This is a genomic window from Nocardiopsis coralli (genome assembly GCF_014892575.1).
In the GTDB taxonomy this organism is placed as follows: domain Bacteria; phylum Actinomycetota; class Actinomycetes; order Streptosporangiales; family Streptosporangiaceae; genus Nocardiopsis; species Nocardiopsis coralli.
Window position 1 is genome coordinate 174,888 of sequence record NZ_JADBGI010000006.1, and the last position, 24,190, is coordinate 199,077.

At 71.6% G+C, this 24,190-nt stretch carries 23 protein-coding genes; 8 read left to right on the forward strand and 15 right to left on the reverse strand.

The features are described 5' to 3' along the window. Positions 1–132: 132 nt before the first annotated feature. Positions 133–360, reverse strand: coding sequence for a DUF3073 domain-containing protein (locus tag IDM40_RS08810; protein ID WP_017613035.1), 228 nt, complete (start codon positions 358–360; stop codon positions 133–135). A gap of 942 nt (positions 361–1,302) precedes the next feature. Between IDM40_RS08810 and bldC the strand changes: the two genes are divergently transcribed. Further along, the gene (gene bldC / locus IDM40_RS08815) at positions 1,303–1,506 is read left to right on the forward strand and encodes a developmental transcriptional regulator BldC (protein ID WP_013155387.1); all 204 of its coding nucleotides are present in this window, start codon (positions 1,303–1,305) and stop codon (positions 1,504–1,506) included. Positions 1,507–1,647: 141 nt separating this feature from the next. Continuing rightward, on the forward strand, positions 1,648–2,049 hold the full coding sequence (locus tag IDM40_RS08820) for a DoxX family protein (protein WP_193121439.1): 402 nt from the start codon (positions 1,648–1,650) through the stop codon (positions 2,047–2,049). A 54-nt stretch (positions 2,050–2,103) separates the two neighbouring features. On the opposite strand, the gene IDM40_RS08825 is transcribed toward IDM40_RS08820, so the two are convergent. Further along, positions 2,104–3,408 (reverse strand): hypothetical protein, encoded by a 1,305-nt coding sequence (locus tag IDM40_RS08825; RefSeq protein WP_328806973.1) that lies wholly within the window; start codon positions 3,406–3,408, stop codon positions 2,104–2,106. Between the two features lie 296 nt (positions 3,409–3,704). Continuing rightward, complete coding sequence (locus IDM40_RS08830) at positions 3,705–4,760, reverse strand: DNA primase (RefSeq protein WP_193121440.1); 1,056 nt, start codon at positions 4,758–4,760, stop codon at positions 3,705–3,707. A 470-nt stretch (positions 4,761–5,230) separates the two neighbouring features. Between IDM40_RS08830 and IDM40_RS08835 the strand changes: the two genes are divergently transcribed. From IDM40_RS08835 to IDM40_RS08850, 4 genes are all read left to right on the forward strand, one after another. Continuing rightward, positions 5,231–6,130, forward strand: coding sequence for an N-acetylmuramoyl-L-alanine amidase (locus IDM40_RS08835; RefSeq protein WP_193121441.1), 900 nt, complete (start codon positions 5,231–5,233; stop codon positions 6,128–6,130). 247 nt (positions 6,131–6,377) lie between these two features. Continuing rightward, positions 6,378–7,070: a DivIVA domain-containing protein gene (locus IDM40_RS08840; protein ID WP_193121442.1), complete on the forward strand. Its 693-nt coding sequence runs from the start codon at positions 6,378–6,380 to the stop codon at positions 7,068–7,070. A gap of 126 nt (positions 7,071–7,196) precedes the next feature. Further along, positions 7,197–8,129, forward strand: a complete 933-nt coding sequence (locus tag IDM40_RS08845) for a M48 family metallopeptidase (RefSeq protein WP_193121443.1) — start codon at positions 7,197–7,199, stop codon at positions 8,127–8,129. A 127-nt stretch (positions 8,130–8,256) separates the two neighbouring features. Continuing rightward, a complete protein-coding gene (locus IDM40_RS08850) occupies positions 8,257–8,517 on the forward strand; it encodes a DUF6504 family protein (RefSeq protein WP_193121444.1) in 261 nt (86 codons plus the stop codon). Positions 8,518–8,601: 84 nt separating this feature from the next. On the opposite strand, the gene IDM40_RS08855 is transcribed toward IDM40_RS08850, so the two are convergent. From IDM40_RS08855 to IDM40_RS08910, 12 genes are all read right to left on the reverse strand, one after another. After that, a complete protein-coding gene (locus tag IDM40_RS08855; RefSeq protein WP_193121445.1) occupies positions 8,602–9,072 on the reverse strand; it encodes an NUDIX hydrolase in 471 nt (156 codons plus the stop codon). A 114-nt stretch (positions 9,073–9,186) separates the two neighbouring features. After that, entirely contained in the window at positions 9,187–9,774 is a 588-nt protein-coding gene (locus IDM40_RS08860; protein WP_193121446.1) for a GNAT family N-acetyltransferase, read from the reverse strand. A gap of 169 nt (positions 9,775–9,943) precedes the next feature. Continuing rightward, complete coding sequence (locus tag IDM40_RS08865) at positions 9,944–10,891, reverse strand: sporulation-delaying protein SdpB family protein (RefSeq protein WP_235997440.1); 948 nt, start codon at positions 10,889–10,891, stop codon at positions 9,944–9,946. Further along, positions 10,891–11,478, reverse strand: a complete 588-nt coding sequence (locus IDM40_RS08870) for an SdpA family antimicrobial peptide system protein (RefSeq protein ID WP_193121447.1) — start codon at positions 11,476–11,478, stop codon at positions 10,891–10,893. Before IDM40_RS08870 ends, IDM40_RS08865 begins: the two co-directional genes overlap by 1 nt. 113 nt (positions 11,479–11,591) lie before the next feature. Further along, positions 11,592–12,290, reverse strand: coding sequence for a hypothetical protein (locus tag IDM40_RS08875; RefSeq protein ID WP_193121448.1), 699 nt, complete (start codon positions 12,288–12,290; stop codon positions 11,592–11,594). A gap of 8 nt (positions 12,291–12,298) precedes the next feature. Beyond that, the gene (locus IDM40_RS08880; protein WP_193121449.1) at positions 12,299–12,688 is read right to left on the reverse strand and encodes an SdpI family protein; all 390 of its coding nucleotides are present in this window, start codon (positions 12,686–12,688) and stop codon (positions 12,299–12,301) included. Positions 12,689–13,041: 353 nt separating this feature from the next. Continuing rightward, positions 13,042–15,498, reverse strand: a complete 2,457-nt coding sequence (locus tag IDM40_RS08885) for a PEP/pyruvate-binding domain-containing protein (RefSeq protein ID WP_193121450.1) — start codon at positions 15,496–15,498, stop codon at positions 13,042–13,044. Positions 15,499–15,636: 138 nt separating this feature from the next. After that, positions 15,637–16,311, reverse strand: coding sequence for a class I SAM-dependent methyltransferase (locus IDM40_RS08890; protein WP_193121451.1), 675 nt, complete (start codon positions 16,309–16,311; stop codon positions 15,637–15,639). Beyond that, complete coding sequence (locus IDM40_RS08895) at positions 16,308–16,679, reverse strand: STAS domain-containing protein (protein WP_040703144.1); 372 nt, start codon at positions 16,677–16,679, stop codon at positions 16,308–16,310. The genes IDM40_RS08890 and IDM40_RS08895 overlap by 4 nt, the downstream gene beginning before the upstream one ends. A 320-nt stretch (positions 16,680–16,999) precedes the next feature. Beyond that, positions 17,000–18,085, reverse strand: a complete 1,086-nt coding sequence (gene meaB / locus IDM40_RS08900; protein WP_193121452.1) for a methylmalonyl Co-A mutase-associated GTPase MeaB — start codon at positions 18,083–18,085, stop codon at positions 17,000–17,002. Positions 18,086–18,152: 67 nt separating this feature from the next. Beyond that, positions 18,153–20,375 carry a methylmalonyl-CoA mutase gene (gene scpA, locus IDM40_RS08905; protein ID WP_193121453.1) on the reverse strand — a complete coding sequence of 741 codons (2,223 nt, stop codon included), beginning with the start codon at positions 20,373–20,375 and terminating at the stop codon, positions 18,153–18,155. Next, positions 20,372–22,300 (reverse strand): methylmalonyl-CoA mutase subunit beta, encoded by a 1,929-nt coding sequence (locus IDM40_RS08910; RefSeq protein WP_193121454.1) that lies wholly within the window; start codon positions 22,298–22,300, stop codon positions 20,372–20,374. The genes scpA and IDM40_RS08910 overlap by 4 nt, the downstream gene beginning before the upstream one ends. A 285-nt stretch (positions 22,301–22,585) precedes the next feature. Between IDM40_RS08910 and IDM40_RS08915 the strand changes: the two genes are divergently transcribed. Together IDM40_RS08915 and IDM40_RS08920 are read left to right on the forward strand one after the other, a co-directional pair. Next, on the forward strand, positions 22,586–23,257 hold the full coding sequence (locus IDM40_RS08915) for a hypothetical protein (protein WP_193121455.1): 672 nt from the start codon (positions 22,586–22,588) through the stop codon (positions 23,255–23,257). Between the two features lie 226 nt (positions 23,258–23,483). Continuing rightward, positions 23,484–24,173 (forward strand): hypothetical protein, encoded by a 690-nt coding sequence (locus IDM40_RS08920; protein ID WP_193121456.1) that lies wholly within the window; start codon positions 23,484–23,486, stop codon positions 24,171–24,173. The last annotated feature ends 17 nt before the right edge of the window (positions 24,174–24,190 follow it).

A 24,190-nucleotide genomic window follows, 5' to 3' on the forward strand; every position in this document is an offset into this window, starting at 1 on the left:
GAACATAGCCGGTGCGAACCACAGGAGTGGTTCGCACCGGCTATATCCACCTGTTCGCGGCTTCCCCGGGACATCGGGGGCTGCCCACAGGCTCAGTTGTCGCTGTCCGAGCGGTCGAAGACCTCGGCCGACCTACTTGTCGGAGTCCGAGTACTCTTCGGCGAGATCGGCGTAACGGTCGATCAGTTCGTCGTGAGGTTCTCCGTAGGAGTCCTCCGGGCCCGACGGCCCGCTCTGAGACCCCTCACCCTCAGCGACACCCAGCTCCGACCGCAGCCGATCGAGGTCGGTCCCACCGGTGCTGTACTTGAGCTTCCGGGCGACCTTCTGCTGCTTGGCCTTGGCTCGGCCGCGCCCCATTGGCTCGACCCCCTCAACGATGGGGTTCGGATGAACCCCAGATCTCTCAACTAACCCGCACTGTCGGGCTGACGGCCGTCAAACGCGACTGACGACTCGCGCCAGCTTACGTACACGTACAACCGTACCTGGTCGGGCCCAGCCGTGCCTACGCCACCCGGGTGTGACGATCCACCGCGACACCGCGCGCGGCCCGCCCCTGCGTCGACGGAGGTCGTCGAGCACTCTCCAGCACGCCAACCGAGCGTCACGTCATTGTCAGCTTTTCGGCGACAGCGTCAGGACCTCTGTCGTGAACCGGACGCCCCGACACGCCGGTGACCAACCTGGTACACCAGGTTTCTCAACCTCTTCAGAGAGCCTTTTCCCACGTGAGGCAAGGGCTTCCGAACGCGGCTCCCCGCCGCCGCGCCGAGCTCTCAGAAATTGGGCATAACGCCCGTTAAGGATCGACGTACACTGTAGCGAGGCGATCACAGAGTGCACGCTCCGTAATCAGAGAAGCCCTGCCACGCGGGCGATCCCGCGTGACCCGACCGCTCGGACCGATGGGGACGGCCTTCCTCCGAACGCCCCGCCGGGCCGGCACGCACCCGCGAACCGACCAGCGCGACGACCCCCGGAACCGACCCCCGACATCCGGGTTTCGGTCAGCCACGCCTAGCACTTCGGTCGCTCCGGATCGAGAAAAACGAGGCCGGAGAACGAAGTTTTGACCGAATAGACCACATGCCACTAAACGTGTCGCTAGAATCACTTAGCGTGACGCGGCCACGGGCGGCTTTCTTTGGCCTCCCACGTGCAAAGTTGCTTGGAGTGGTCGCACAATCACCTCGGGTGATGCCGATGGCTCGCAGATCGGGAACATCGGACATCCGGGCCCAGTGCCAGGATTTAAGGCTCAAGGATCGGCACACAGATCCAGGAGGAGAGGCCGTACACATGTCGACTCGCACGCCCGAGGCGGAGCCCCTGTTGACCCCCGCCGAGGTTGCCACCATGTTCCGCGTGGACCCCAAGACGGTCACACGTTGGGCGAAGGCGGGCAAGCTGACCTCGATCCGCACCTTGGGCGGACACCGCCGCTATCGCGAGACTGAGGTCCGCGCCCTGCTGGCCGGAATTCCCAGCCAGCGTACGGAGTGATCTCCCCGGTCTGAGCCGGTTCCGGGGGGAACGGCCGGGCGGACTCCGGCTGACGACGAGAACCGAGGGCGGGCCCGACGGGCCCGCCCTCATCCGTGTCCGAAGCACGAAACGACCACCTGGGACCCACAGGAGGCCCCCATGCCACAAGACCGTCCGAGCCGCGCGCGGTCACTCACCGTCATCTCGTGGGTGCTGCAGGCCCTCGGTGCCGCAGTCTTCTTCCTCGTCGGCGCCGGCAAGCTCCTCGCCTGGCCGGACCACGTCGCCACGTTCGAGCAGATCGGGGCCGGCCAGTGGCTGCGCTACGCCGTCGGGGCGGCCGAGGTCGTGGGCGCCGCCATGCTGTTGGCGCCGCGCACCGCGGGGCTCGCCGCGCTCGGGCTGTCCGTCGTCGTGGCGGGCGCGGCCCTGACCCACGTCTTCCTGCTGATGGACTCCGGCTGGGTGTTCCCGCTGGTGCTGACCGCCGCCATGGCCGCGGTCGCGTGGATCCGCCGCCCCGAGACGCTCGCACTCATGGGCCGGGGCACCGTGCTCTGAGGCCGGGCCCCACACGCGGGGGCCGCGCACTGGGCCCCGCACTTCCGGACGCCGTCAGTCCTCGATGCGGTCGTCCAACGCGGTCGTGCGCCCGCGCGCGAGGTAGGTCGCCGCCGCACCGCCGCCGACCGCGACGCACGCAGCCGTCACCAGCGCCGCCAGGGAACCCCCGGTCGTGGGCAGGTGGCCCACGGGGCGCTCCTCGGAACCGGCCTCCCCGTCCTTGTCGTCGGAGGCACCGGAGTCCGAGGCGTGCGTGGATCCCAGCGCCCAGGAGTCGGCGAGGTCCACCGCGAACCCGTTGTCCTCGTCGGCGTCACCGACCTGCACCCACGCGGTCAGCCACGAGCGCGCGCCCGTGCCGTCCCACTCGGGGTCCTCGTCCTCGAAGGTCGACTCGTTGACCACGAAGCGCACGCTCACGGGGACCTCCTCCGGTTCCCCGCCGCCTTCGCCGGGCACCTCGAGCACGTCCGTGACGGTGGTGCCCTCCTCGCCCCGTTCCAGCTTCCCGACCGGTTCGCCGAACGCGGTGATCTCACCGTGCTCGAACCCCATGCGGGTCCGGCCGTCGAACCCGGCGGTGACGGTGGTGTCGACGTCGGCCACGGTGAACTCGACGCTGTCGGTGGTGCTCGCGTCGGAGGCACCGACCGGGGCCAGGGGCGCCAGGCGCGCCTCCCCGCCCGCCGGGGCCTCGGTGGCGCGATCGCCGGGCCGCTCCTCGGGTTCGGGCGACTCGCTCTCCTGTGGCTCGCCGGCGTCCTCGTCCGGTTCTTCCTCGTCCTCGCCCGGGCGCGGATCGTTCTCGTGGGCGGGGTCGTCCTCGGGTTCGTCCGCCTCGGCCCCGTTCTCGGGCTCGTCGGCGGGTTCCTCGGGCTCGTCGGGCGCCGCCTCGTCCTCGAGGGCGGAGGGCCGGTCCCCCTGCTCGTCGGTCTCGCCGTCGTCGCCGTCCCGGTCCCCGTCGGTGTCGGTGTCGTCCTCGGCGTCGGGCACGTCGATCATGCCGAGATCCACCAGGTCCTCGGCCTCCAGGCGGAACGTCGCGGACTCGACGGTGGCGTAGGCGTGGGCGCCCTCGGGGTCGACGACGGTGTGGCTGCCGCCCCGGATCTCGGCGTACTCGGACAGCGCGCCGTGGACCTCGTCGGCAGCGGACTCGTCCTCGTGGTCGTCACCGTGGCTGGCGGTGGAGTATCCGCTGACGAGATCGCCGTCGGAGACCCAGGCCTGTGCGTTGCCCCAGACCGTCGGGGAGGCGGTCGCGGGGGCGGCGGTCGCGACGGTGAGTGCGCCGAGCGCGGCGCACAGGACACCGCCGCCGAGGAGGCGGCGCACGATCGGCTCGGTGGTGGTCACCACAGCACTCCTGGTTGTTCTGGGGGATGCCCGGCCCTGTCGCGGCCCCGAGGGGAGGGGTGGGGGCCGCGGGTGCGGCCGGGCGTGTGCGGAGCGGTTGAGCGGGGACCCTCCCGCCCCGGGAGGGAAACCGGACGGTGGGTCGCGGAGCGAACCCACAGAGCGAGCCTAGCCCGTGGAGGCCGAATCGGGAACCGCCGTGAGGGGCCGGTACACGACCGCGGCCCCGGGGCGTGCACCCCGGGGCCGCGGTCGACCGGTCGCCGGCGGAGGGCCGCCGGCGAGGACGGTGTGGATCAGCTCTGGTCGGAGCTGTCGTCGGAGGTCTCGGCGCCGGTCGCGCCGTCGTTCTTGCGGCGGGTGAAGTAGAGGGTGGCGCCACCGCCGGCGGCCACGGCGGTGCCGGCGGCGATCAGGCCGGCCAGGGCGCCACCGGTGACGGGCAGGGTGTCCTCCCCGTCGTCCTTGCGGTCGTCCTGGTCGCCGTCACCCTTGCCGGGGTCCTTGCCGCCGTCCTGGTCGTCCTCGTCCTTGCCGTCCTCGCCGTTGCCGTTCTCGCCGTCCCCGTTGCCCGGGTCCTCGTCGTCGCCGTTACCGGGGTCGTCGCCGTTGCCCGGGTCCTCGTCCTCGACCTCGATCTCGGCGGTCGAGGACTGCGCCTCCCCGAGGTAGATCTCCACGGACTCGCCGTTGTCGGCGGTGAAGCTCGCGCCCAGGACGGTGGAGGCCGCGTCCCAGACGACGTCCTCGCCGTAGCGGTCCTCGACCTCGCCGGTGAACTCGTCGTGGAACGTGGCGATCTCCACCTGGGGCGCGTTCACGTTCTCGGTGACGTCACCGGGCACGAAGGTGCTCTCGTGGGTGCCGTCCCAGCTCTTGGTCGTGCTGACGGTGGCGCCGCTGATCTCGACGTCGAGGATGATCTCGTCGTCGTCCAGGGTGTCGGCCGCGTCGCCCTCGAGGGTCTGGGCATCGAGGTCGGAGCTGCTCAGCTCGTCCGCGGGCTGGGCCTCGAGCTCGATCGCCTCCTCCAGGGTGAGCTGGATGTGGGCGTGGTTGAGCACGACCTCGCTGTGCACACCCGCGGCGTCGGTGCTCGCGCTGAGGTCGGCGTCGAAGGTGATCCAGTTCTCGGGCTGGAAGGAGAAGTTCTCCGCGACGGACGCTTCCTCGCCCTGCGGGGTGCCGTCGAGGTAGAGCTCCTCGGTGGCGATGGTGAGCGCGGCCGAACCCGCGGTGACGGTGTCGGCGTGGGCGGGCATCGCGGCGGCGAGGGTCAGACCGCCGAAGGCTGCGAACGTGGCGCCGGCCTGGAGCATGCGGCGCGCGCTGATGCTGGGGGAATGGGTCAAGGTCATCCTCGTTCGGGTCGTCCCGACCCGCGCTGCCGGGTCGGGCGGCCTCGTGATCCACAGCCGTGACGGGCGGGAGCGGGACGCGGGGCGCGGACACGGACCGGTGTCGGATGTCGACGGCACGGCCTGGGGGCCGATGTCCGGGTGGTGCTCGGCGTCCGGGGGGATCGGCCGGATCCCCCTCCCCGGGGTCCGGGCCGGGGGATGCGCACCCCGAATGCCTCCGGGTCGGAGCTTATCCACAGAATCAGGAGAAAGGCACCGTAATGAGCATCACGGACACGTCACGATCGACAACTGTGCAGGTCAGAGCAGAAATGAGCGCAATTCCTTCTGTTCTTCGCAGAATTCGTGTGAACCCCGGAGCGACTCAGGCGTCAAGGAATGCGGGAAATCGGTCAGACGGTGACGGAGAACCCCACGGCGCCCGGTGCCGCGTACACGGGTGGGAGCGCTAGGTTGTGCACATGTCCGCTTCGACCGAGCCGGGGCCCGGCGGCCGCACCCTCCGCGCCCTCTCCCTGACCGCGCTGGCCGCCCTGCTCTGCACCTCGTGCGCCACCCCTCCCGGCGAGGCCCCGGCCGACGACCCGACGGCGGCTCCGCCCCTGCCCGGGCCCGACGACGGGCAGTCGGGCGAACCGGACGAGGCCCCCGGCGGACAGGACGACGGGCAGGACGGGCCGGCCGGCGACGGGCCGCTGGACAGCCGTGTCGTCGTCATCGACCCGGGCCACAACGGCGGCAACGCGGAGGCCTCCGACCGCATCAACGAGAACGTTCCGGCCGGCCCCGACGGGGAGGAGAAGGCCTGCGACACCGTCGGCACCGAGACCGCCGACGGGTTGTCCGAGCACGAGTTCAACTGGGAACTGTCCGTGCTGGTGCAGGAACGCCTGGAGGCCGACGGCGCGACCGTGGTTCTGACACGCGACGACAACGACGGCGTGGGCCCCTGCATCGACGAACGTGCGGAGATCGGAAACGACGCCGAGGCCGACGCGGCCGTGTCCATCCACGCCGACGGCGGGCCCGAGAGCGGGCGGGGTTTCCACGTGATCCACCCCGGGCCGATCGACGGGTACACCGACGAGATCGCCGAACCCTCCGAGGTGCTGGCGGAGGATCTGCACCGCGAGTACGGGGACGGCACGGACATGCCCGTCGCGGACTACCTCGCCGACGACGGTTTCGACGAACGCACCGACCTGGGCGGGCTCAACCTGTCCACGGTTCCGAAGGTGTTCCTGGAGACGGGGAACATGCGCAACGGCGAGGACGCAGAGATGCTGTCCGACCCCGAGTGGCGCGAGACCGCAGCCGACGCCATCGCCCGCGGGCTGGCCGCCTACCTCATGCGCAGCTGAGACGCGCCGCCGCGACCGCACCCGGCCACCCTTACCCGCCGGTATGGCCAGGAGCACACCCTCCCGGCATAATGCGCACCATGAACAGCCACATCCCCCGGCCCGAGTTCAGCACCGCTCCGGGCGTGCGCACCCACTGCACGCCACCGGGGTGCCCGACGCCGTCACGGCCGTGACCCCGAAGGCCCTGCGCACCCCCGGGCCTTCCTCCGAATCCGGCCGACCGACGGCCCACGTCGACTGCACAATGGTGACCATGCCTCTGACACCGGCGGACATCCGCGACAAGAAGTTCCACACGGTGCGATTTCGCCCTGGCTACAACGAGGGGGACGTCGACGCCCTCCTCGACCGCGTCGAGGCGACCCTGCTCGCTCTCGACGGCGGCCCCCGCAAAGGGGAACTGATCACCGCCGACGAGGTACGCGGGGCCCGCTTCCGCACCACCCGGTTCGGCCCCGGCTACCGCGAGGAGGAGGTGGACGACTTCCTCGACCGCATCATCGCCGAGCTCGCCGGGCGCGGGCTGGGCCGTGAGGCGCAGCCGCCCTCCGGCCCTCCCCCGCTGCCCCCGCGCCCCGAACCCGAGCCGGCCGCCCCACCGCGGGTCCCGGTCCCCGGCGGACCCGGCGGCCCCGGCACGAGCTCGCCCGCGGGCCCGCGGATGAGCGCCACGTCGGTGCGCAACAAACAGTTCGCCATCACCCGGCTGACCACGGGATACAACGAGCAGGAGGTCGACGACTTCCTCGACCGCGCGGAGTTCACGCTCACGATGCTGATGGAGGGGCGCCCGGACCGGGCCACCCTGACCGCCACCGACGTGGAGCGTGTGCAGTTCGCGACCACCCGCGCGCGTCCCGGGTACGACCCCGAGCAGGTGGACCTGTTCCTGGACGCGCTCGCCGAGGAGCTGCGCCGGTACGAGGGCGGGCGCTGAACCGCGTCCCGCGCACGGACACGCCGCCTTCCACCACTCCCACACAAGGGAAGCGGAAAGTAATATTCGACCACAGGGAGTAACAACTCCTCGTGGTTCACGCACCGCGGCTGGAAGGGGGAGGGTATGTCACCTGCGACACCACCGGAGAGCCGAGCGGCCGCCTGCTCGACCAGCGGGGTTCCGGGATGCTCCCTGCAGGGCGGGCGCCCCACCGGCGAACCCCTCCCGGACCCGCGCCCCGCGCCCCCGGTGGAGACCGCGGGCGGTGACGAGGAACTGCTCCCGGCGCCCGCACACCCGTGGGAGCTCCCGCTGCTCGCGGTGTGCGTCACGATCACCCTCGCCCTGGCCGCCGGGGCCCTGCACCTGCTGTGGACCCTCACCGCCTCCGTGGTGTGGACGCTGGCGCCCGTGCCGGCCGTGCTCGCGGTGTGCTGGGTCGCCCGCGGGCTGCGCTACGCCCGGCACCGCGCCGAATCCGTGAAGGTCTCCCCCACCCAGTTCCCGGAGACGCACCGCCTGGTCGTGTCGCTGTCGGAGGCCATGGGGCTGGCCCGGGCCCCGGAGGTCTACGTCAGCACCGAGCGGCACCCGCGCCGCACCGACGCCTCCGCGCACGGGCTGCGGCGCTACCTCGTGCTCTGCCACGACGTGTTCGAGGTCGGCGAGCACGGGCGCGACCCCGAGGCGCTGGCCTTCCTCGTCGCCCACCAGATCGGGCACGTGGCGGCCGGGCACACGGGGTACTGGCGCAGGGTCTCCACGCTCGGCGCCGAACTCCTCCCGGGGGTGGGGGCCGCGCTGTCCCGGGCACAGGAGTACACCGCCGACCACCACGCACACGCGCACCTTCCGGAGGCCGCGCACGCCGTCCGCCTGCTCGCCGGCGGACGCCGCCTGTACCGGCGCGTGAACATGGGTGAGATGGCCGACCGTGCCCGCACCGACCGCGGGTGTTCGCTGCTGCTGTACCACCTGCTGGCCCGGCGCCCCAGCAACACCCGGCGCATGGCGGCGCTGCGGGACCGGTCGCGGCCCGGGCGGGTGTTCCTGTAGCGGGGACGACACGCCGGAGGGCGCGTGCACACGGTCGCGGGCGGAGCCTAGGGTGTTCGGCGTCCCGATAGTCCGCCCCTTCGGGAGACACCCTTCTCTCGAAAACACGTTCGATAGGCTGTCCTGCGTGAGTCTTCTGAACGAACAGATCGACGTCCGCTCCACCACCGGTGGGAACCCCGCACAGTTCACCTGGCGCGGCCGCACCTTCTGGGTCCGGCGCATCATCGGCGACTGGCCCGTGCGTCCCGGACCCCGGGAGCAGGAGGCCGCCCCCGGTCACCTGCTGCGGGTCTCGGCCGAGTCCGACGCCGGGGAGGCGAGCATCGTCGACATCGCCAAGGACACCGGCTCCGACCGCTGGGCGGTGCGCCGCCAGTGGAACTGAGCCGCTGAACGCACGGGGGTAGCGCCCGCCCGGTGGGAGGCCGGGCGGGCGTTCGTGTGTCCGGGTGCGGTGGGACCGCCCGGGTCAGACCACGTAGAAGGGTTCGGGGCGGTCGGCGGCGGCGTGGTCGATGCGGTCGGTGATGCGCACCGACATCGGCGGCAGGGCGTCGCGCTCGAACCAGGCCACGTCGAGGCTCTCGTCCCCGTCGACCGTGGGGGTGCCGCCCACGGCCCGGCAGCGGAAGGCCAGGTCGAGCATCTGCACCCGGTCGCCGTTGGGGTAGGTGTGCGGGTCGTGTCCGAGGATGCTGGCCAGGCGTTCGACCTCGGCCTCGACCCCGGTCTCCTCCAGAACCTCGCGCACGACCGCGACCGCCGGTTGCTCTCCGGGTTCCAGGATCCCGCCGGGGGTGGCCCAGCGGCCGTCGTCGGAACGGCGGTGCAGTAGCACACGCCCGGCGTCGTCGAAGACCACACCCGTCACCCCGACGAGCGGGAGCAGGTCGTGGCCCACGTGGCCGCGCAGTTCACGGAGGAATTCGGGTACCGGCATGCCCCGAGCCTACGGCGCCTCGGCGGGCGCAGCGCGGTCGGTGGAGGGGATGGGGAAGCTCATGTGCCAGGGGGTGACGACAGAACGGGGAGGGCCGGCCGCGGGGGCGCGGGTTCAGGCGTGCGGGTCGTCGGCGTGGAACTCGGCGTACTCGCGGTCCAGCACCGACATCAGGACCGCGTCGTGCCACTCCCCGTCCCAGTACAGGAACTCGCGCAGCACGCCCTCCTCACGGAACCCCGAGTGGGAGTAGGAGCGGCGCGCGTTCTCGTTGAACTCGAAGACCTCGAGGCCGACGCGGTGCAGCCCGACCTGCTCGAAGGCGTACTGCAACACCAGGTCGGTGGCGGCGGTCCCGAAGCCGTGCCCGGTCTGTTCCATGCGGAAGAGCGCGATGCGGTACCCGACGGACGCGTTGTGGTGGTCCAGGCCGATCAGGGAGCACTCACCGACCGCTTCACCGTCGGCCTGCGAGAAGATCACCCAGTCCGCCCGGTCGTGGTGGTCGGGGCGGGTGGCGACCCAGTTCCGGAGCTCCTCCTCGGTGAAGCGGCGATGGGTACCGGTGAGGCGGCGCACGTGCGGGTCCATGTCGAGGAAGTCACGGACCATGTGCTCGCCGGTACGGGCGTCGAGGGGCTCCAGGCGCACGCGGGCGCCTTCCAGGACCGGTTGGTCGCGCAGTGCGTCGGGAGCGATCATGCCCGTATCAGAGCAGAATCAGCGGGCGGGGGCAACGGTGTTGCGGCCCGGGCGGCGCGGTCGTCCTCCCGGGTCGACCACTTCGAGCGCCTGGACCAGCTCGCCCTGGAGCACCTCTTCGGCACCCGCTGAGCGGCGTGCCCGGGCGCCTCCGCGCCCGGGCGCCGACTCACCCCCGCGGCCCGCGCACTGCGGCAACCGCGTTCGGCGCGGCCCGGCGCGCCGCCGCAGCACGGCTGAGCTCGGGTTCCAGGCTCCGCGCCGTGGCACACACGATCACGCCCACCATGACGAACCCGAAGCTCACGATGCCGATCTGGACAACGATGACCAGGTGCAGGCACACGCTCAGGGCCAACGCCACGAGCTGTTTTCGTCCGCTCACCAGCACCAGGACAGCGATGGCGACCTCGGCGGCGATCGTCCCCCACGTCGTCGCCAAGGCGACCACCGGCAGAGCCGTGAACCACAGGACCGGGTCCGCTAGGACCCCACTCGCGCCGAAGGTCTCCATCCGGCTCACGTAGTAGGTCGCGGTGCCGTCCTGCCACTGGCCCACGGACAGCTTGGCCAAGGCGCTGTTCAGGTAGATGTAGGCGACCTGGAGGCGCAACCCCCAGTGACCGGCCCAGGCGATCCCCTGGAAGGCGGAACCCCTGTGCGAACGCTCCGCGCGCGGCGCCTGCCAATGCCATGTCCTGCGGTCGTTGGCGCAGGCCAGGACGAGGAAGAGCGTGCACACCTGGGCGACCGTCTCACCACCGTCGGGGAGGGAGAAGGACGTATGGATCGACAGCGCGGCCCACGCGTGCAGGACCGACGTGTACCGCGGGAGCAGTCCCGAGGCGACCACGAGCAGGATCGCCAGCACGATCCAGCTGACGATCTGGCGGTCGGTTCCGTCGAGGAGACAGTAGGCGGTGACGGACCGTACGGCGCTGTCGCACTGGATCTCCACCTCGTCCCCGCCCACCGGCACGAAGAGGTGTGAGGCGGGGGTGAACAGAAAGACCGTCGCCTGTGCGAGGGCGATGACGGTCCGACCGAACCCCAGGACACGCGATTCCGCGTTGAACGAGCCGACGGAACCGCCGACTCGTCGCACCAGTGCGTTCATCAGCATTCCGCCTCGATCATGACGGCCTCCTTGTCGAGGCGCCAACCGTCGTAGTGGTCCCGGTAGGACCAGGGCACCGGCTCGGTCTGCGCCAGGACCACGGTCCCGCACAGCGTGGCCACCGGGGAGGAATTGTGAATGGTCTGCGCGACACCCTGCCCGACCGCTGTCTCGACACACTCGTCCCGAGCCCCGGAGCAGTCGACCCATTCCTCGACCTGGTTCGCCAGATTCGCCATCTCTGGCCCTTGGGCTCGCTGTTCCCGGGACAACCCGAAGACATTTTCGGCCCGCCCGTTCGGAAACTGCGATGCGAATTCGATTCTTCCGTCGCCGTGCACGATATAGGGGATGACTTCCGGATCGTTCGGGGGCTTTGTAAAGAAAGGCCAGTTCTGCGGAAGAAGCTCGACCGAAACCGTTCTCACCGACCCGCCGTCGCGCACCGAAACAACATTGCTCGGGAACGAGAAGAAGATGGAACCCAGAAGCAGCGCGCAGACCAGGGCCAGCGCCGCGAGGCCGGCGACCGCCGCTCTCCCGCCCGCGTGACTGTCAGCACCGTCGCCCTTACCTCTGTCACCCATGCTGATGTGCCTTCCGTGCCTTTCAGGCCCCACGGGGGCGGTCGGCCGCGGGTCGCCCCGCGGCCGACCATTCACTGATCACGCGCCCCGGACCGGCCGGGGACGGCAGCCGCCTACGAGCCGAGGGCCGTGGCGAACTCGTTGACGAAGTGCTCGCGCTCGAACTCCGCGCCCTGGGGGCCGGAGTCGTCGAGGTAGAGCTTGACGACGGCCACGGCCGCCAGCGCGAAGGTGGCCACACCGGCGTTCGTGTACCCCACGACGTTGGCCACGCCGAGGGCGTTCGCGTAGATCGCGACATTGGCGCCCTGCCACGTCCACCCGGCACCGCTGGCCTGCTCCTGCCAGCCGTCGCCCAGCTGGTCGGCGGAGACCTCCATGAACTCCATGAAGGACTCCGTGAAGTCCATGAGTGCGCGATCGACCTCGTCCGGGTCACCGGACTGGAGCGGCTCGGCGACGAGCGCAGCGAACTCCGGCTCGAACTCCAGGTACGCGTCGATGATCTGGGCGAGCCCCTCGGTGTCGGTGTGGGGCTTGTCCTCGTCGAAGCCGAGGAGGCGCGGAAGCTCGGGGTGGTTCTCGGCGACCGGGCCCTGAGCTGCGAGGAGGAGTTGGAGGACCTCCTGGTCGCTGTAGGCGGCGATCGGGGCGACGGACTCCTTGATCTCCGCACGGCCCGGGTTCTGGTCCACGACCTGCTGCTGGACACCGCTGGGCGCGGTGCCGGCGGTTGCGGGGACGGCGGCGATACCGCCCGTCCCCAGTACGAGACACGCGGCCGTCGAGACGGCGATGAAACGTCTGTTCACCTGGTTCCCTACTGTCGGTTGGTTTCCGCTTCGGACCCGGACCTGTTGGCGACCGAGGTGGCGACGACGAGCAGCACGCACACGGCCAGGAATCCGGATCCGGGCACGAGCAACGCGGCCGGGCCGAGTGTCCCGCTGAGTGCGCCGAACACCGTGAGCGCAGCGGAGAGCAGCGCGATGAAATAACCGGTGAGCGCACCGCCCAGCAGCCAGGGCCCGGCAGCATGGTGCCCCGCCTCCCAAGCCGCGTCCGAGGACGTGGTGGTCCTGGTCCGGATCCCGATCGCGGAATTCCTGTCCAAGGTCCCACTCTTCGTGGCAGCCTTGATGAAATGCAGAACCCCCGAAAGGAACAGCAGCCCTATGGACGCGCTGACAATTCCGCTGAGGTCTTCCACTGACTCAACCTTCCCGCTCTCGGAATCACGAAGAAACACACGGATCCGCCTGGGCGCCGCACGCTTCGCTGTGGGGGCTCTGTGAATATACAAGAACCCCCTCGAACACACTGTGACCGGAGATTCACGCAGAGGAAAAATTAGGGGAACCGGGAACCGTACGCCATGGCCGAACAGGCACTTTCGCCTTCTTCGACCGAACGGAAGGGCGGCCGCGCAGAGAATTCCAGGCCGGTTCCGGCCATTCTCCGGAAGCACAGAACTTTTCGGCGGCCCCGAAGACACGCGCGGCGCAGCCGCCTGCCGGGGCGAGGCAGACCGCTGTGCGGGGGCACCCGCTGAAGGAAGCCCGGTCAGTCCTGGTCGTGCGGGCGGACGGTGCCGGCGTAACCGTCGACCGTGACCGTCTGCCCGTCGTGCAGGGTCTCGGTGGCCCCGCGCAGTGAGATGACGGCGGGGATCCCGTACTCGCGGGCGACCGTGGGGCCGTGTGCGACGGTCGATCCGGTCTCGACCACGAGCGCCGACGCGGTCATGAAGAGCGGAGTCCACCCCGGGTCGGTGGTGGGCGCGACCAGCACGTCGCCCGGGTCGAGGGTGGCGCCGAGCGGATCGCGGATCACCCGCACGCGCCCGGTCGCGGTCCCGGGTGCGGCGGGCACCCCGAGCAGGAGCCCGTCCTCGGCCTCGGGCGGGGGCAGGGCGGCCTCCAGGTCGGTGCCGTCGGACAACAGCAGCGGCGGGACGTGGCGGCGCCGCAGCTCACGGCGGTACTCGGCCTGCCTCCGGGCCACCGTCCCCCGGAGGTCCTCACCCAGGACGGAGCGCTCGGCCTCGGCGAGGTCGAGGAACATGATGTCCTCCGCGCGTTCGAGCCGCCCGCGTTCGACCAGGTCGGCGCCGACTCGCAGCAGTTCCCTGCGGGTCTCGGCGATCGCGTACAGCCACACGAACTTGGGGTACTCGCGCACGCCCCCGAGCCTCCGGGCCCGGTCGAAGAGGAAGTCCGCGACCGCCCCGCGCCACGGGGAGCTCCGGCGCGCACGGGCCACGAGGTCGGTGCGGGTGCGTTCGGCCTCGTGCGCGGCGCGTTCGAAACGGCGGTCCGGTGCTTCGTCGGTGTCGGTGACCCGCAGGTAGTTGGCGAGGAGCCCGAACACCGGTGTCGGGTCCTCGGCCCACCGGGGAACGCCGACGTCGATCTCGGCTGCGCTGCGCTGCCCGTAGCGCTCGAGGAACCCGTCCAGGCCGATGTCGGGAAGGCGCCCCTCGTGGTACCAGGCGGCCAGCTCCTCGGCGTCGTACCCGAGGAAGAGGTCGCTGTGGTCGGCCGCGCGCCGCGACACCCGCCACAGGTCGAGGTCCATCTCGGTGGTGACGTTGTGCGGCATGCCGCGCAGGACCGCCTCGACCTCGCCCTCGTCGGCGATCCCGGCGAGCACGGTGCGGGGCAGCTGCGCGACGGCCAGGCCGGTGTAGACGGGGCCGAGCATCCTGCTCAGCTGAGCCAACGCCCGGTGCTGGAGGGCTTCGGCCCGGTCGAGGCGGGCCCGGGTCTCCTCCGGTTCGGCGGGGTCGCGCACGGTCTCGGCCCGCACTTCTTCGCCCACCTGCAGCAGGTGCCGCCGCGCGCCGTCGGGGTCGACGAGGGAGGCCACGGCGCCGCGCACGAGCCCGGCCACGCGCGGGAAGCTGCGGACGGCGACCCGCGCCACGGTGGTGGGGGCGATGCGCAGCGGCAGGGGGGAGAAGCGCGGGTCGGAGAGCAGGCGTTCGAACGCGCGCCCGGCCCTGGGCCCGTACAGCCCCATGGACGCCGGCAGGGATTCACGGATCCGGCGTGTGCGCACCAGGCGGGTCACGTCGATGTAGAAGCGGCCGCCGATGTCCATGACCGCGGAAGGCACACCCTCGGCGGTGTCACCGCCGATCCCGAGCGTGGTGGCCCAGCTGCCCACGGCCGTCCGGAGCACGGACATCCCCATCGGTGTGAAGGGCCGCAGCATGCCCTGCATGTGGCCGCCCTCGAAGTACACGCGGGTCTCGTCGCCGTGGCGGGGCGGGATCGGGAAGAGGGTGGTGACGGCGCGCGACTGCAGGATCCACCGGGTCCCGGCCGGGCCCAGGGCCCACTCGATGTCGCGCGGGCCGTTCTGGGCGGTCTGCAGCCGTTGCCCGGCCCCGTGCAGGGACTCGACCTCGCTACGGGTGAGGCAGCCGTCGTCGGGGCCGGTGACGCCGCCGTCGGGCGCGCGCACGTAGTGGTCGGGCTGCACGGTGCCGTCGACGACGCCGGTTCCGCGCCCCGGTACGGCGTCGACGACGGTGGTGTCGCGGGTGCCGGTGACGGGGTCGGCGGTGAACAGGACCCCGGCGGTGCGGGGTTCGAGCATGCGCTGCACGACCACCGCCATGCGCACGGAGTCGTCGGGGATGCCGAAGTCGCGGCGGTAGGCGACGGCACGTTCGGTCCAGAGGGAGTCCCAGCAGCGCCCGATCGCACGCACGATCTCCTCGGTGCCCTCGACGTCGAGGTAGGTGTCCTGCTGCCCGGCGAACGAGGCGTCGGGCAGGTCCTCGGCAGTGGCGCTGGAACGCACCGCGACCCGGCCGCCGCCGAGCTCGTCGTAAGCGGCCGCCACGGCCTCCTCGGGGACCTCGCGTGCGTGATGGGCCCCGGTGGTCACACAGAAACCCGGGGGCACGTTCTCGCCGGCGCGCAGGACCTCGGCGAGCCCTGCGGCCTTGCCTCCGACCAGGTCCCGCATACCGGGGGTGATCTCGTCCAGGGCGACGACGTACTCGCTCATGCCCCCATGATCCTCGGCAGCGGGCGCCGTGCCCAGGCTCAGCCCCGGGCGCGTCAACGCGGCATCAGGCGGCCGGGGATCTTGCTACTGGAGCCAATATCAGCGCTGAAGTCGGCTCTGGTAGCAAGATCCTCGAGGTCATGCGCCCTGAGCGGGTCGGGTCCACACGAGGCTGAAGCGCCAGAACAGCAGGCGCCGCACCTGTGCCCCGGGCAGGCGGCGGGCGGCCTCGGCCCGGACCTCCGGCAGGGTCTGCGCAGGGTCGCACATGCGCATGGGCGCCTCGGGCACACCGGGCGGGTCGGTCGGGCGGAACGGGGATCCGGCCAGGCGCAGGCCGGCCCCCATGAACCACTGCGGGAGCAGAGCGGCGGCGGTCGCGGCGAAGTCCGCGGGGTGGGCCTCGCGGTACAGGCCCAGGACGGCAAGCGTCCCGCCCGGGGCGACCGCGTCGGCGAGCCGGTCCAGGGCGGGGCCCAGCGGCATGTGGTGGAGCACGGCCACGGCGGTGACGGCGTCGTAGGCGCGGTGCTCGGTGTCGGCCTCCTCGAGGGGCACGGCACGGTAGCGCACGCCCAGGCGCGCGGGGGTCAGGGCGCGGGCGCGCAGGATCGCGTCGGGGTCGGCGTCGAGGGCGTCGACCTGCAGCCCGCGTTCGGCGAGCGTACGGGCCAGGCGACCCTCACCGCAGCCGACGTCGAGCACACGTGCGGCGTGCTCGGGGAGTCTGCGGATCAGGTGGCCGTGGTAGTGGCTGTTGTGGTCCCAGGCGAGGGGATCGGTCCAGGCGGAACGGGGAGGCCCGTTGCTCATCCGGCCTGGCTCTTGGCCTCCAACGCGTCCATGGCGCTGACGGCGGTCGCGACGTTCTGGTGGACGGGGACCTGGCGGTGCAGACCGACCAGGCGCACGACCTTGGTGACCCGTTCGTTGAGAGCGGCCAGCGAGAGGGCTCCGCCTGCCTCGCGCACCGAACGGTAGGTGCTGATGATGACGTTGAGTCCGCTGGAGTCCATGAAGTCCAGCGCGGACAGGTCCAGGATCAGCCATGGCCCGTGCGCGTCCATGGCCTGCTGGACGTGTTCCCGGAGGTCGTCGGCGGTCGCGATGTCGAGTTCTCCCTCGATCGCGACGATCACGCTGCGGCTCTCCACCCGCGTGCTCAGTCCGAGCCTGTGCACGTTCACTCCTCCCGGCCCCACGTGGCGATGTTGAGGGGTCCCTTGCTTCACCCTATGCAGAACGGGCGACCACGCCCACCGGAACCGGATTCCACTCCCACCTCGTCGGCCCCGGTGCGGGGAAGCGCTCGGCGTGCCCGCTCGATCTGGTAGGTCGTCGGACACTCACGGTATAAGCGAACCGCCGCTTCGGGAATGGTGTCCAGGAAGAAATTTTCGCCTCCTGGACACGAACCCCCGCCGAAGGGGACCGGTATCGCCTGCTCACCGTGGGTCATTTCACGACATGACGCCCGCCCTCGCGGATACCGGTCAGTATTTCAGTCCGCTTCGACCTGTCCTGTACCGCCCCCGTCCCAGGCGTCCCCCGACCCCCGTGCACCATCACGTTGGGTGAAGGCCTCGAGGAGCCGGCGAGCGGCGAGGGTGGCGGTCGTCTCGCCCGAACGCACCTCGTCCTCGGTGCCGGGGATGAGGCCGCTGACGTCGGGATCGCGCAGGAACCCGTCCATGAGCTGGTCGCGCACCTGGTCCCACATCCAGCTCACCCGCTGGCTGCTGCGCCGCCGGTCCAGCTCGCCCGAGGCCGACAGCACGTCGCGGTGCTCCTCGACGGTCGACCACACCCGCTCGAGCCCGTCCCCGGTCATGCCGCTGCAGGTCAGTACCGGTGGTCTCCAGTCGGGGTGCAGCGGCTGCAGCAGCCGCAGCGCACGGGAGAGCTCCCGGGCGGCCTTGCGGGCGTCGTCGGCGTGCGGGCCGTCGGCCTTGTTGACCGCGACCACGTCCACCAGTTCCAGGACGCCCTTCTTGATGCCCTGGAGCTGGTCGCCGGTGCGGGCGAGGGTGAGGAAGACGAAGCAGTCCACCATGTCGGCGACGGTGATCTCCGACTGGCCCACGCCGACCGTCTCGACCAGCACCACGTCGAACCCGGCCGCCTCCATGAGCAGCATGGTCTCCCGGGTCGCCCGCGCCACACCGCCGAGGGTCCCGGCGGTCGGCGAGGGCCGGATGAACGCGTTCGGGTCGGTGGCCAGGCGTTCCATTCGTGTCTTGTCCCCGAGGATGCTCCCGCCGGTGCGGCTGGAGGAGGGGTCCACGGCCAGCACCGCGACCCGGTGGCCGTCGGCGGTGAGCATCGAACCGAACGCGTCGATGAACGTGGACTTGCCGACCCCGGGCACCCCGGTGATGCCGACCCGCTGAGCCTTGCCGGCGTGCGGCAGCAGGCGCACGAGCAGGTCCTGGGCCGCCCGCGTGTGATCGGGACGGCGCGACTCGACCAGGGTGATGGCCCTGGCCAGGGTCGGCCGGTGCCCGGACAGCACACCCTCGGCCAGCGCGGGCACGTCCACGGGACGGCGCCGTCGCGGTGTGTTCGGCGTGGAGGAGGCCACGCTCACTCCCCTTCCCAGTCGCTCGCGGCCGACGGACCCCGGCACGGGCCCCTGCCGTTCGGACGCGGGGTGTTCAGGCCTGCTCCTCGGCCTGCTGGTCCAGCTGGTCGAGCAGGTCGACCGCGGCCTCGGCGATGACGGTCCCGGGCGGGAACACCGCGGCGGCACCGGCCTCGTGCAGGGCCTCGACGTCGTCCGGCGGGATCACACCGCCCACCACGACCATGATGTCGGGGCGGTCCAGCTTCGCCAGCTCCTCGCGCAGGGCCGGAACCAGGGTCAGGTGCCCCGCGGCCAGGGACGACACCCCGATCACGTGCACGTCGGACTCCGCCGCCTGGGTCGCGACCTCCTCCGGCGTCTGGAAGAGGGGACCCACGTCGACGTCGAAACCCAGGTCGGCGAAGGCGGTCGCGATGACCTTCTGTCCGCGGTCGTGCCCGTCCTGGCCCATCTTGGCGACCAGGATGCGGGGGCGCCGTCCCTCGGCCTCGGCGAAGTCGGAGACCCGCTGCGTGACCCGGTCCATGAGCCCCGCGGTGTCGCTGCTGTGCGCCGCCTCGTCCTTGTACACACCCTGGATGGTACGGATCTGCCCCGAGTGGCGGCCGAAGACCTTCTCCATGGCGTCGGAGATCTCACCGACCGTGGCCTTGGCGCGCGCGGCGTCCACGGCGGCGGCGAGCAGGTTGGACTCCAGGCTCTCGTCGGCCTTCGACTCGCGCGAGGCCGCCTCGGACAGCGCGTTCAGGGCCGCGGTCACGGCCTCGTCGTCGCGTTCGGCGCGCAGGCGTTCCAGCTTCTCGAGCTGTTCGGCGCGCACCCGCGAGTTGTCGACCTTGAGGACCTCGATGTCGTCGGGGGTGTCGGGCCGGTACTTGTTGACGCCGATGACCGGCTGGCGTCCGGAGTCGATGCGCGCCTGGGTGCGGGCGGCCGCCTCCTCGATGCGCATCTTCGGCAGGCCCGCGTCGATCGCCGCGGCCATGCCCCCGGCCTTCTCGACCTCCTGGATGTGCTCCCACGCCTTGGCGGCCAGCTCCTGGGTGAGGCGCTCGACGTAGTAACTGCCGCCCCACGGGTCGACCGTGCGGGTGGTCCCCGACTCCTGCTGCAGCAGGAGCTGGGTGTTGCGGGCGATGCGCGCGGAGAAGTCGGTGGGCAGGGCCAGCGCCTCGTCCAGGGCGTTGGTGTGCAGCGACTGGGTGTGGCCCTGGGTCGCGGCCATCGCCTCCACACACGTGCGGGTGACGTTGTTGAACACGTCCTGCGCGGTCAGCGACCACCCGGAGGTCTGCGAGTGGGTGCGCAGGCTCAGCGACTTCGGCTTCGTGCCGCCCAGGTCGCGCACGAGCCGCGCCCACAGCAGGCGGGCGGCACGCAGCTTGGCGACCTCCATGAAGAAGTTCATGCCGATCGCCCAGAAGAACGACAGGCGCGGCGCGAACACGTCCACGTCCAGGCCCGAGCTCTGGCCGGCGCGGATGTACTCGACCCCGTCGGCGAGGGTGTAGGCCAGCTCGAGGTCGGCCGTGGCCCCGGCCTCCTGCATGTGGTAGCCGGAGATCGAGATGGAGTTGAACCGCGGCATCCGCTGCGAGGTGTAGGCGAAGATGTCGGAGATGATCCGCATCGACGGCTGCGGCGGATAGATGTAGGTGTTGCGGACCATGAACTCCTTGAGGATGTCGTTCTGGATGGTCCCCGACAGCTTCTCGGGGGGAACACCCTGCTCCTCGGCGGCGACGATGTAGAGCGCCAGGACCGGCAGCACCGCACCGTTCATGGTCATGGACACGCTCATGCGGTCCAACGGGATCCCGTCGAACAGCTGGCGCATGTCGTAGATGGAGTCGATGGCCACGCCCGCCATGCCGACGTCGCCGGACACCCGCGGGTGGTCGGAGTCGTAACCGCGGTGGGTGGCCAGGTCGAAGGCGACCGACAGGCCCTTCTGCCCGGCGGCGAGGTTGCGCCGGTAGAAGGCGTTGGACTCCTGCGCGGTGGAGAACCCGGCGTACTGGCGGACCGTCCACGGCTGGTTGACGTACATGGTCGGGTACGGGCCCCGCAGGTACGGGGCGATGCCCGGCAGGCCGTCGACGAAGTCCAGGCCCTCGCGGTCGGCGGGGGTGTACAGGGGTTTGACGCCGATGCCCTCGGGGGTCTCCCACTCGAGCGCGTCGGGGGCCTTGCCGGTGCCGGCCTCGACGGCGGCGTTCCAGTCGGCGGCGCCCTCGGCGGAACCGGAGAACTCGGGCGGCTCCGCGGCCACCTGGGACAGGTCCGGGATCATGCCTTTTCCCCCTGTTCACGCGCGGGCTGTGCCGGCGGGTCGGTGTGCAGCAGGTCCACGAGGTCGGTCAGGATCTCCACGGCGTCGCACCCCTGGTGGGCGAAACCGTCCACCCCGGCCTGGCGGTACACGTCGCGGGGTTTGCCGGCGAGCAGCACCCGGCGTGCCCCGGCCCCCTTGAGGGCCCGGGCGGTGTCCTCGGCGTGCTCGGCGTAGAGCTCGTCGGAGCCGCACAGGACCGCGATGCGCGCGCCGGACTCGGCGAAGGCGTGCGCGGCGGCCTCGGTGCCCTCCAGCGGACCGGGTTCGACGGCGGCCACACCCCCGGCGGCCAGCAGGTTCGTGGCGAACGAGGCGCGGGCCGTGTGCGCGGCGACGGGACCGAGCGTGGCCAGGAACGCGGTGGGGCGCTGCCCGGTCGTGCGCTCCTGGGTGTCGGAGCGGTCGCGCAGCGCCTCGAACTCCTGGGCGTAGCGGCGTTCGGGGAGGCCGGACGGCACGGGTGTGCGGGACGGGTCGGTGGGGCGTTCCAGCGGGGTCTCGGCGGCGTCGGGAAACTCGCTGACCCCGGTGAGCGGGGCACGGCGGTGGGCGATGTCGGAACGCCGGCGCTGCCACACGTCGTCGACCCCGGCGCGCAGCACACCCTCGTCGAGGGCGCGGGCGGCACCCCCGGCGGCCTCGATGCGGCGCAGGAACGCCCAGGCCGCCTCGTAGAGGTCCTTGGTGAGCGCCTCGACGTAGAAGGAGCCCCCGGCCGGGTCGATCACACGCGCCAGGTTCGACTCCTCCTGCAGGATCGCCTGGGTGTTGCGGGCGATGCGGCGCGCGAAGTCGTCGGGCAGGCCCACGGCGGAGTCGAAGGGTTCCACGGTGACGGCGTCGGCTCCCCCGATCCCGGCGGCGAAGCAGGCCACGGTGGTGCGCAGCATGTTCACGTGCGGGTCGCGGCGGGTCATCATCGCCTCGGACGTGGTGGCGTGGATACGCATGGTGCGGTGGCGCGGGTCGATCCCGCCGGCGGCCAGGACCTGGTTCCACGTGGCACGGGCCGCGCGGAGCTTGGCGATGCCGGCGAACTGGTCGGCGCCCACGGCGAGTCGGAACTCGATGCGGCCCGCGGCGTCCTCCGGGTCGAGGCCGGCCTCGTGGAGCGCGCGCAGGTACGCGGTTCCGGCGGCGATCGCCCACCCGAGTTCCTGGGCGTCCGATCCCCCGGCACCGTGCACGGGGGTGCCGTCGGCGACGAGGAGGCCCAGGTGGGGACGTTCGCGCGCGCGGTCGACGGCGAAGCGCACGGGCTCGTCCACGTCGCAGGCCTCGCCGGTGCGCGCGGCGGTGCCCAGCGGGTCGATGCCCAGGTGGGAGATGACACGCCCGTCGGGGACCTCGGCGTCGGCGTGCGCGGTGAGGAGGGCGTCGGCGGCCTCGGCGTACTCGTGGCCGGCGGACAGCAGGACCGGCGCGAGGTCGAGGTGGACGTCGGTGAGGGCCTCGCCGAGGCGGTCGGCGGGCAGGCCCTCGCCTCCCACGGAGATCCACAGGGACGCGGCGCCGTTCATGAGGTCGGCGAGCACGCGGCGGCGCAGGACCGCCGGGTCCGCGTCGGTGTGGCGGGCGCGCACGTCCCAACCGGTGGTGACGTTCCCGCCGGCGCGGTAACCCCGTGTGAAGGGGGCGGCGCCCGGGAAACCGGGGTCGGCGGCGGGCGGCTGTGAGGTGTGGAGGGGGTCGATCCCGAACCCGTCGTAGGAGGTGGCGGCCAGCACCGCCTCCGGTGCGTCGGTGAGCCGTTCCTCGTCGACGCCGCTCTTGCGCAGCACACCCGCGACGAGTTCCCGCCACTGCGCGGTCGTGGCTTCGGGGAACCCTTCGGCCAGGTTGGGGGCGCCCGCTGCGGCTGCCCCGCTCTCAGGGAGGTCCATACTCCGGATGGTAGAGAATCACGTTCGGTTTCGGGTGCTCGGGGTCACTGCTGACGCCGTCGCGCAGGCCACCCGTGCGCCGGACGACCCGCGTGTGCACGGCCTGCGGCCGCCCCCGGGAAGTGGGACGCGTCATACCCGCTGCGGGTCAACCGAACCGCGTGTTCGGGGGTCCCACACCACGCCGCGGGCCCGAAGAGGCCGACCTCGATGCCTCGCCAGGGCCACAAGCAGGCCCTGGGCCCGCCCCGGAACACCCCCGCGACCGAGAGACGAAACACGAGCATGACGACCCCCGCACACCGTCACCGCCTGCCCCTGGCCCTGACGGCCGTCGGAGCCGCCCTGGCCCTGGCCGCCTGCGGCGCCGACGAGTCCCCCGACGAGAACGGCGCCGCCCCCGAGGAAGAGCAGCAGGAGGCGACCGTCGACTCGATCGAGTGGCGCAACGCCGAGATCCCCGCCGAGGAACCCGGCGTCCCCGAGGAAGAGCTCCAGGCGATCCTGGAGGAGCGCGGCGACGAACTCACCGAAACTCTGGGTGCGCGCGCCACCGAGGAGCTCACCCGCATGGCAGGCGTGGTGGACCCGGAGGCCGCCACGGAGTGCCCGGACTTCCAGCACGAGGAGGGCGAGGAGTTCACCTGCACCGTCACGTTCCTGGGTGAGGACTTCGACTACGACGTGGTGCTCGGCGAGGTCGGGGACTTCACGACCCAGTACCAGAGCGGGCTGTCGGAAATGCCGGTGGTGCGCGACCACGTGGAGGACTCGATCCGCCACCAGGCAGAGACCGAGGACGTGCACTGCGACATGGAGGAGGTGGAGCCCGTCCCGGTGGACGAACGGGACCAGCTCGACATCGCGTGCCACGCCCTCGTCGACGACGAGGCCGAGGAGTGGGCGGTCGCTCCGCACATGTCCGGCGGGATCGTCGTCGCACCGGACTACGGCTGAGCCCTGAGCGCTTCGGTGGCGCCCGACCACCGGCCCGGGGTGCACCACCCCCACCCTGCATCAACGCAGGGGAACCCCGGAAACTAACCTGGCCCGTGCGGCCGGCCCGTGACCCGGTCACCGGTTCGGCCGCACACCGACCGCCGCACCCACCGCGGCCGTCCCGGCGGCACCCCGCTCGCCGGCCCCCGTTCCATCCCCTTCGCAAGACAACGAGAGGTCCCCCATGATCCAGTCCGCACGCCGCCACCGCCTCGCCCTCGGGCTGGCCGCCGCCGGATCCGCCCTGGCCCTGGCCGCCTGCGGTGCCGACGAGTCCGTCGAGCCCGACGACGGCGCCGCCGAGGAGGCCGCCGTCGAAGAGGAAGAGGACGCGGACACCGAGGCCGACTCCGGCGGCGACGGGTGGAACAAGGCCGAGGTCCCGACCGACCCGCCCCGCCTCGACGAGGAGGACCTGCCCGACGAGGAGCCCGACAGCGAGCAGGAGCTCTCCGACCAGATCGCGTGGGCGGCCTTCAAGGACGTCGCCGAGATGGCCGTGGTCGTGGACGAGGACGCCGACTGGCAGTGCCCCGACATCGAGGGCGACGAGGGTGAGCAGGTCACCTGCACCGTCACCTACTTCGGTGAGGACTACGACTACGAGGTCACCATGGAGGGTGGCGGCGGCTTCATCGTCAACTACCAGGCGGAGCTGCCCGAGGGCCCGCTCGTGCGGGAGGCCGCCGAGGACGCCGTCCGTTACTCGGCCGAGGCCGAGGAGGTGCGCTGCGACATGGACGAGGTCGTGCGCACGCCGCTGGACACCGACGACGTCGCCCAGTGCAAGGCGCTCGACGCCGACGGCGAGGAGCTCGACTACACCGTCGACGTAACCACCTACGGGACCGTGACCGCCACGCGCGACCACTGATCCCGGACCTCAGCGCG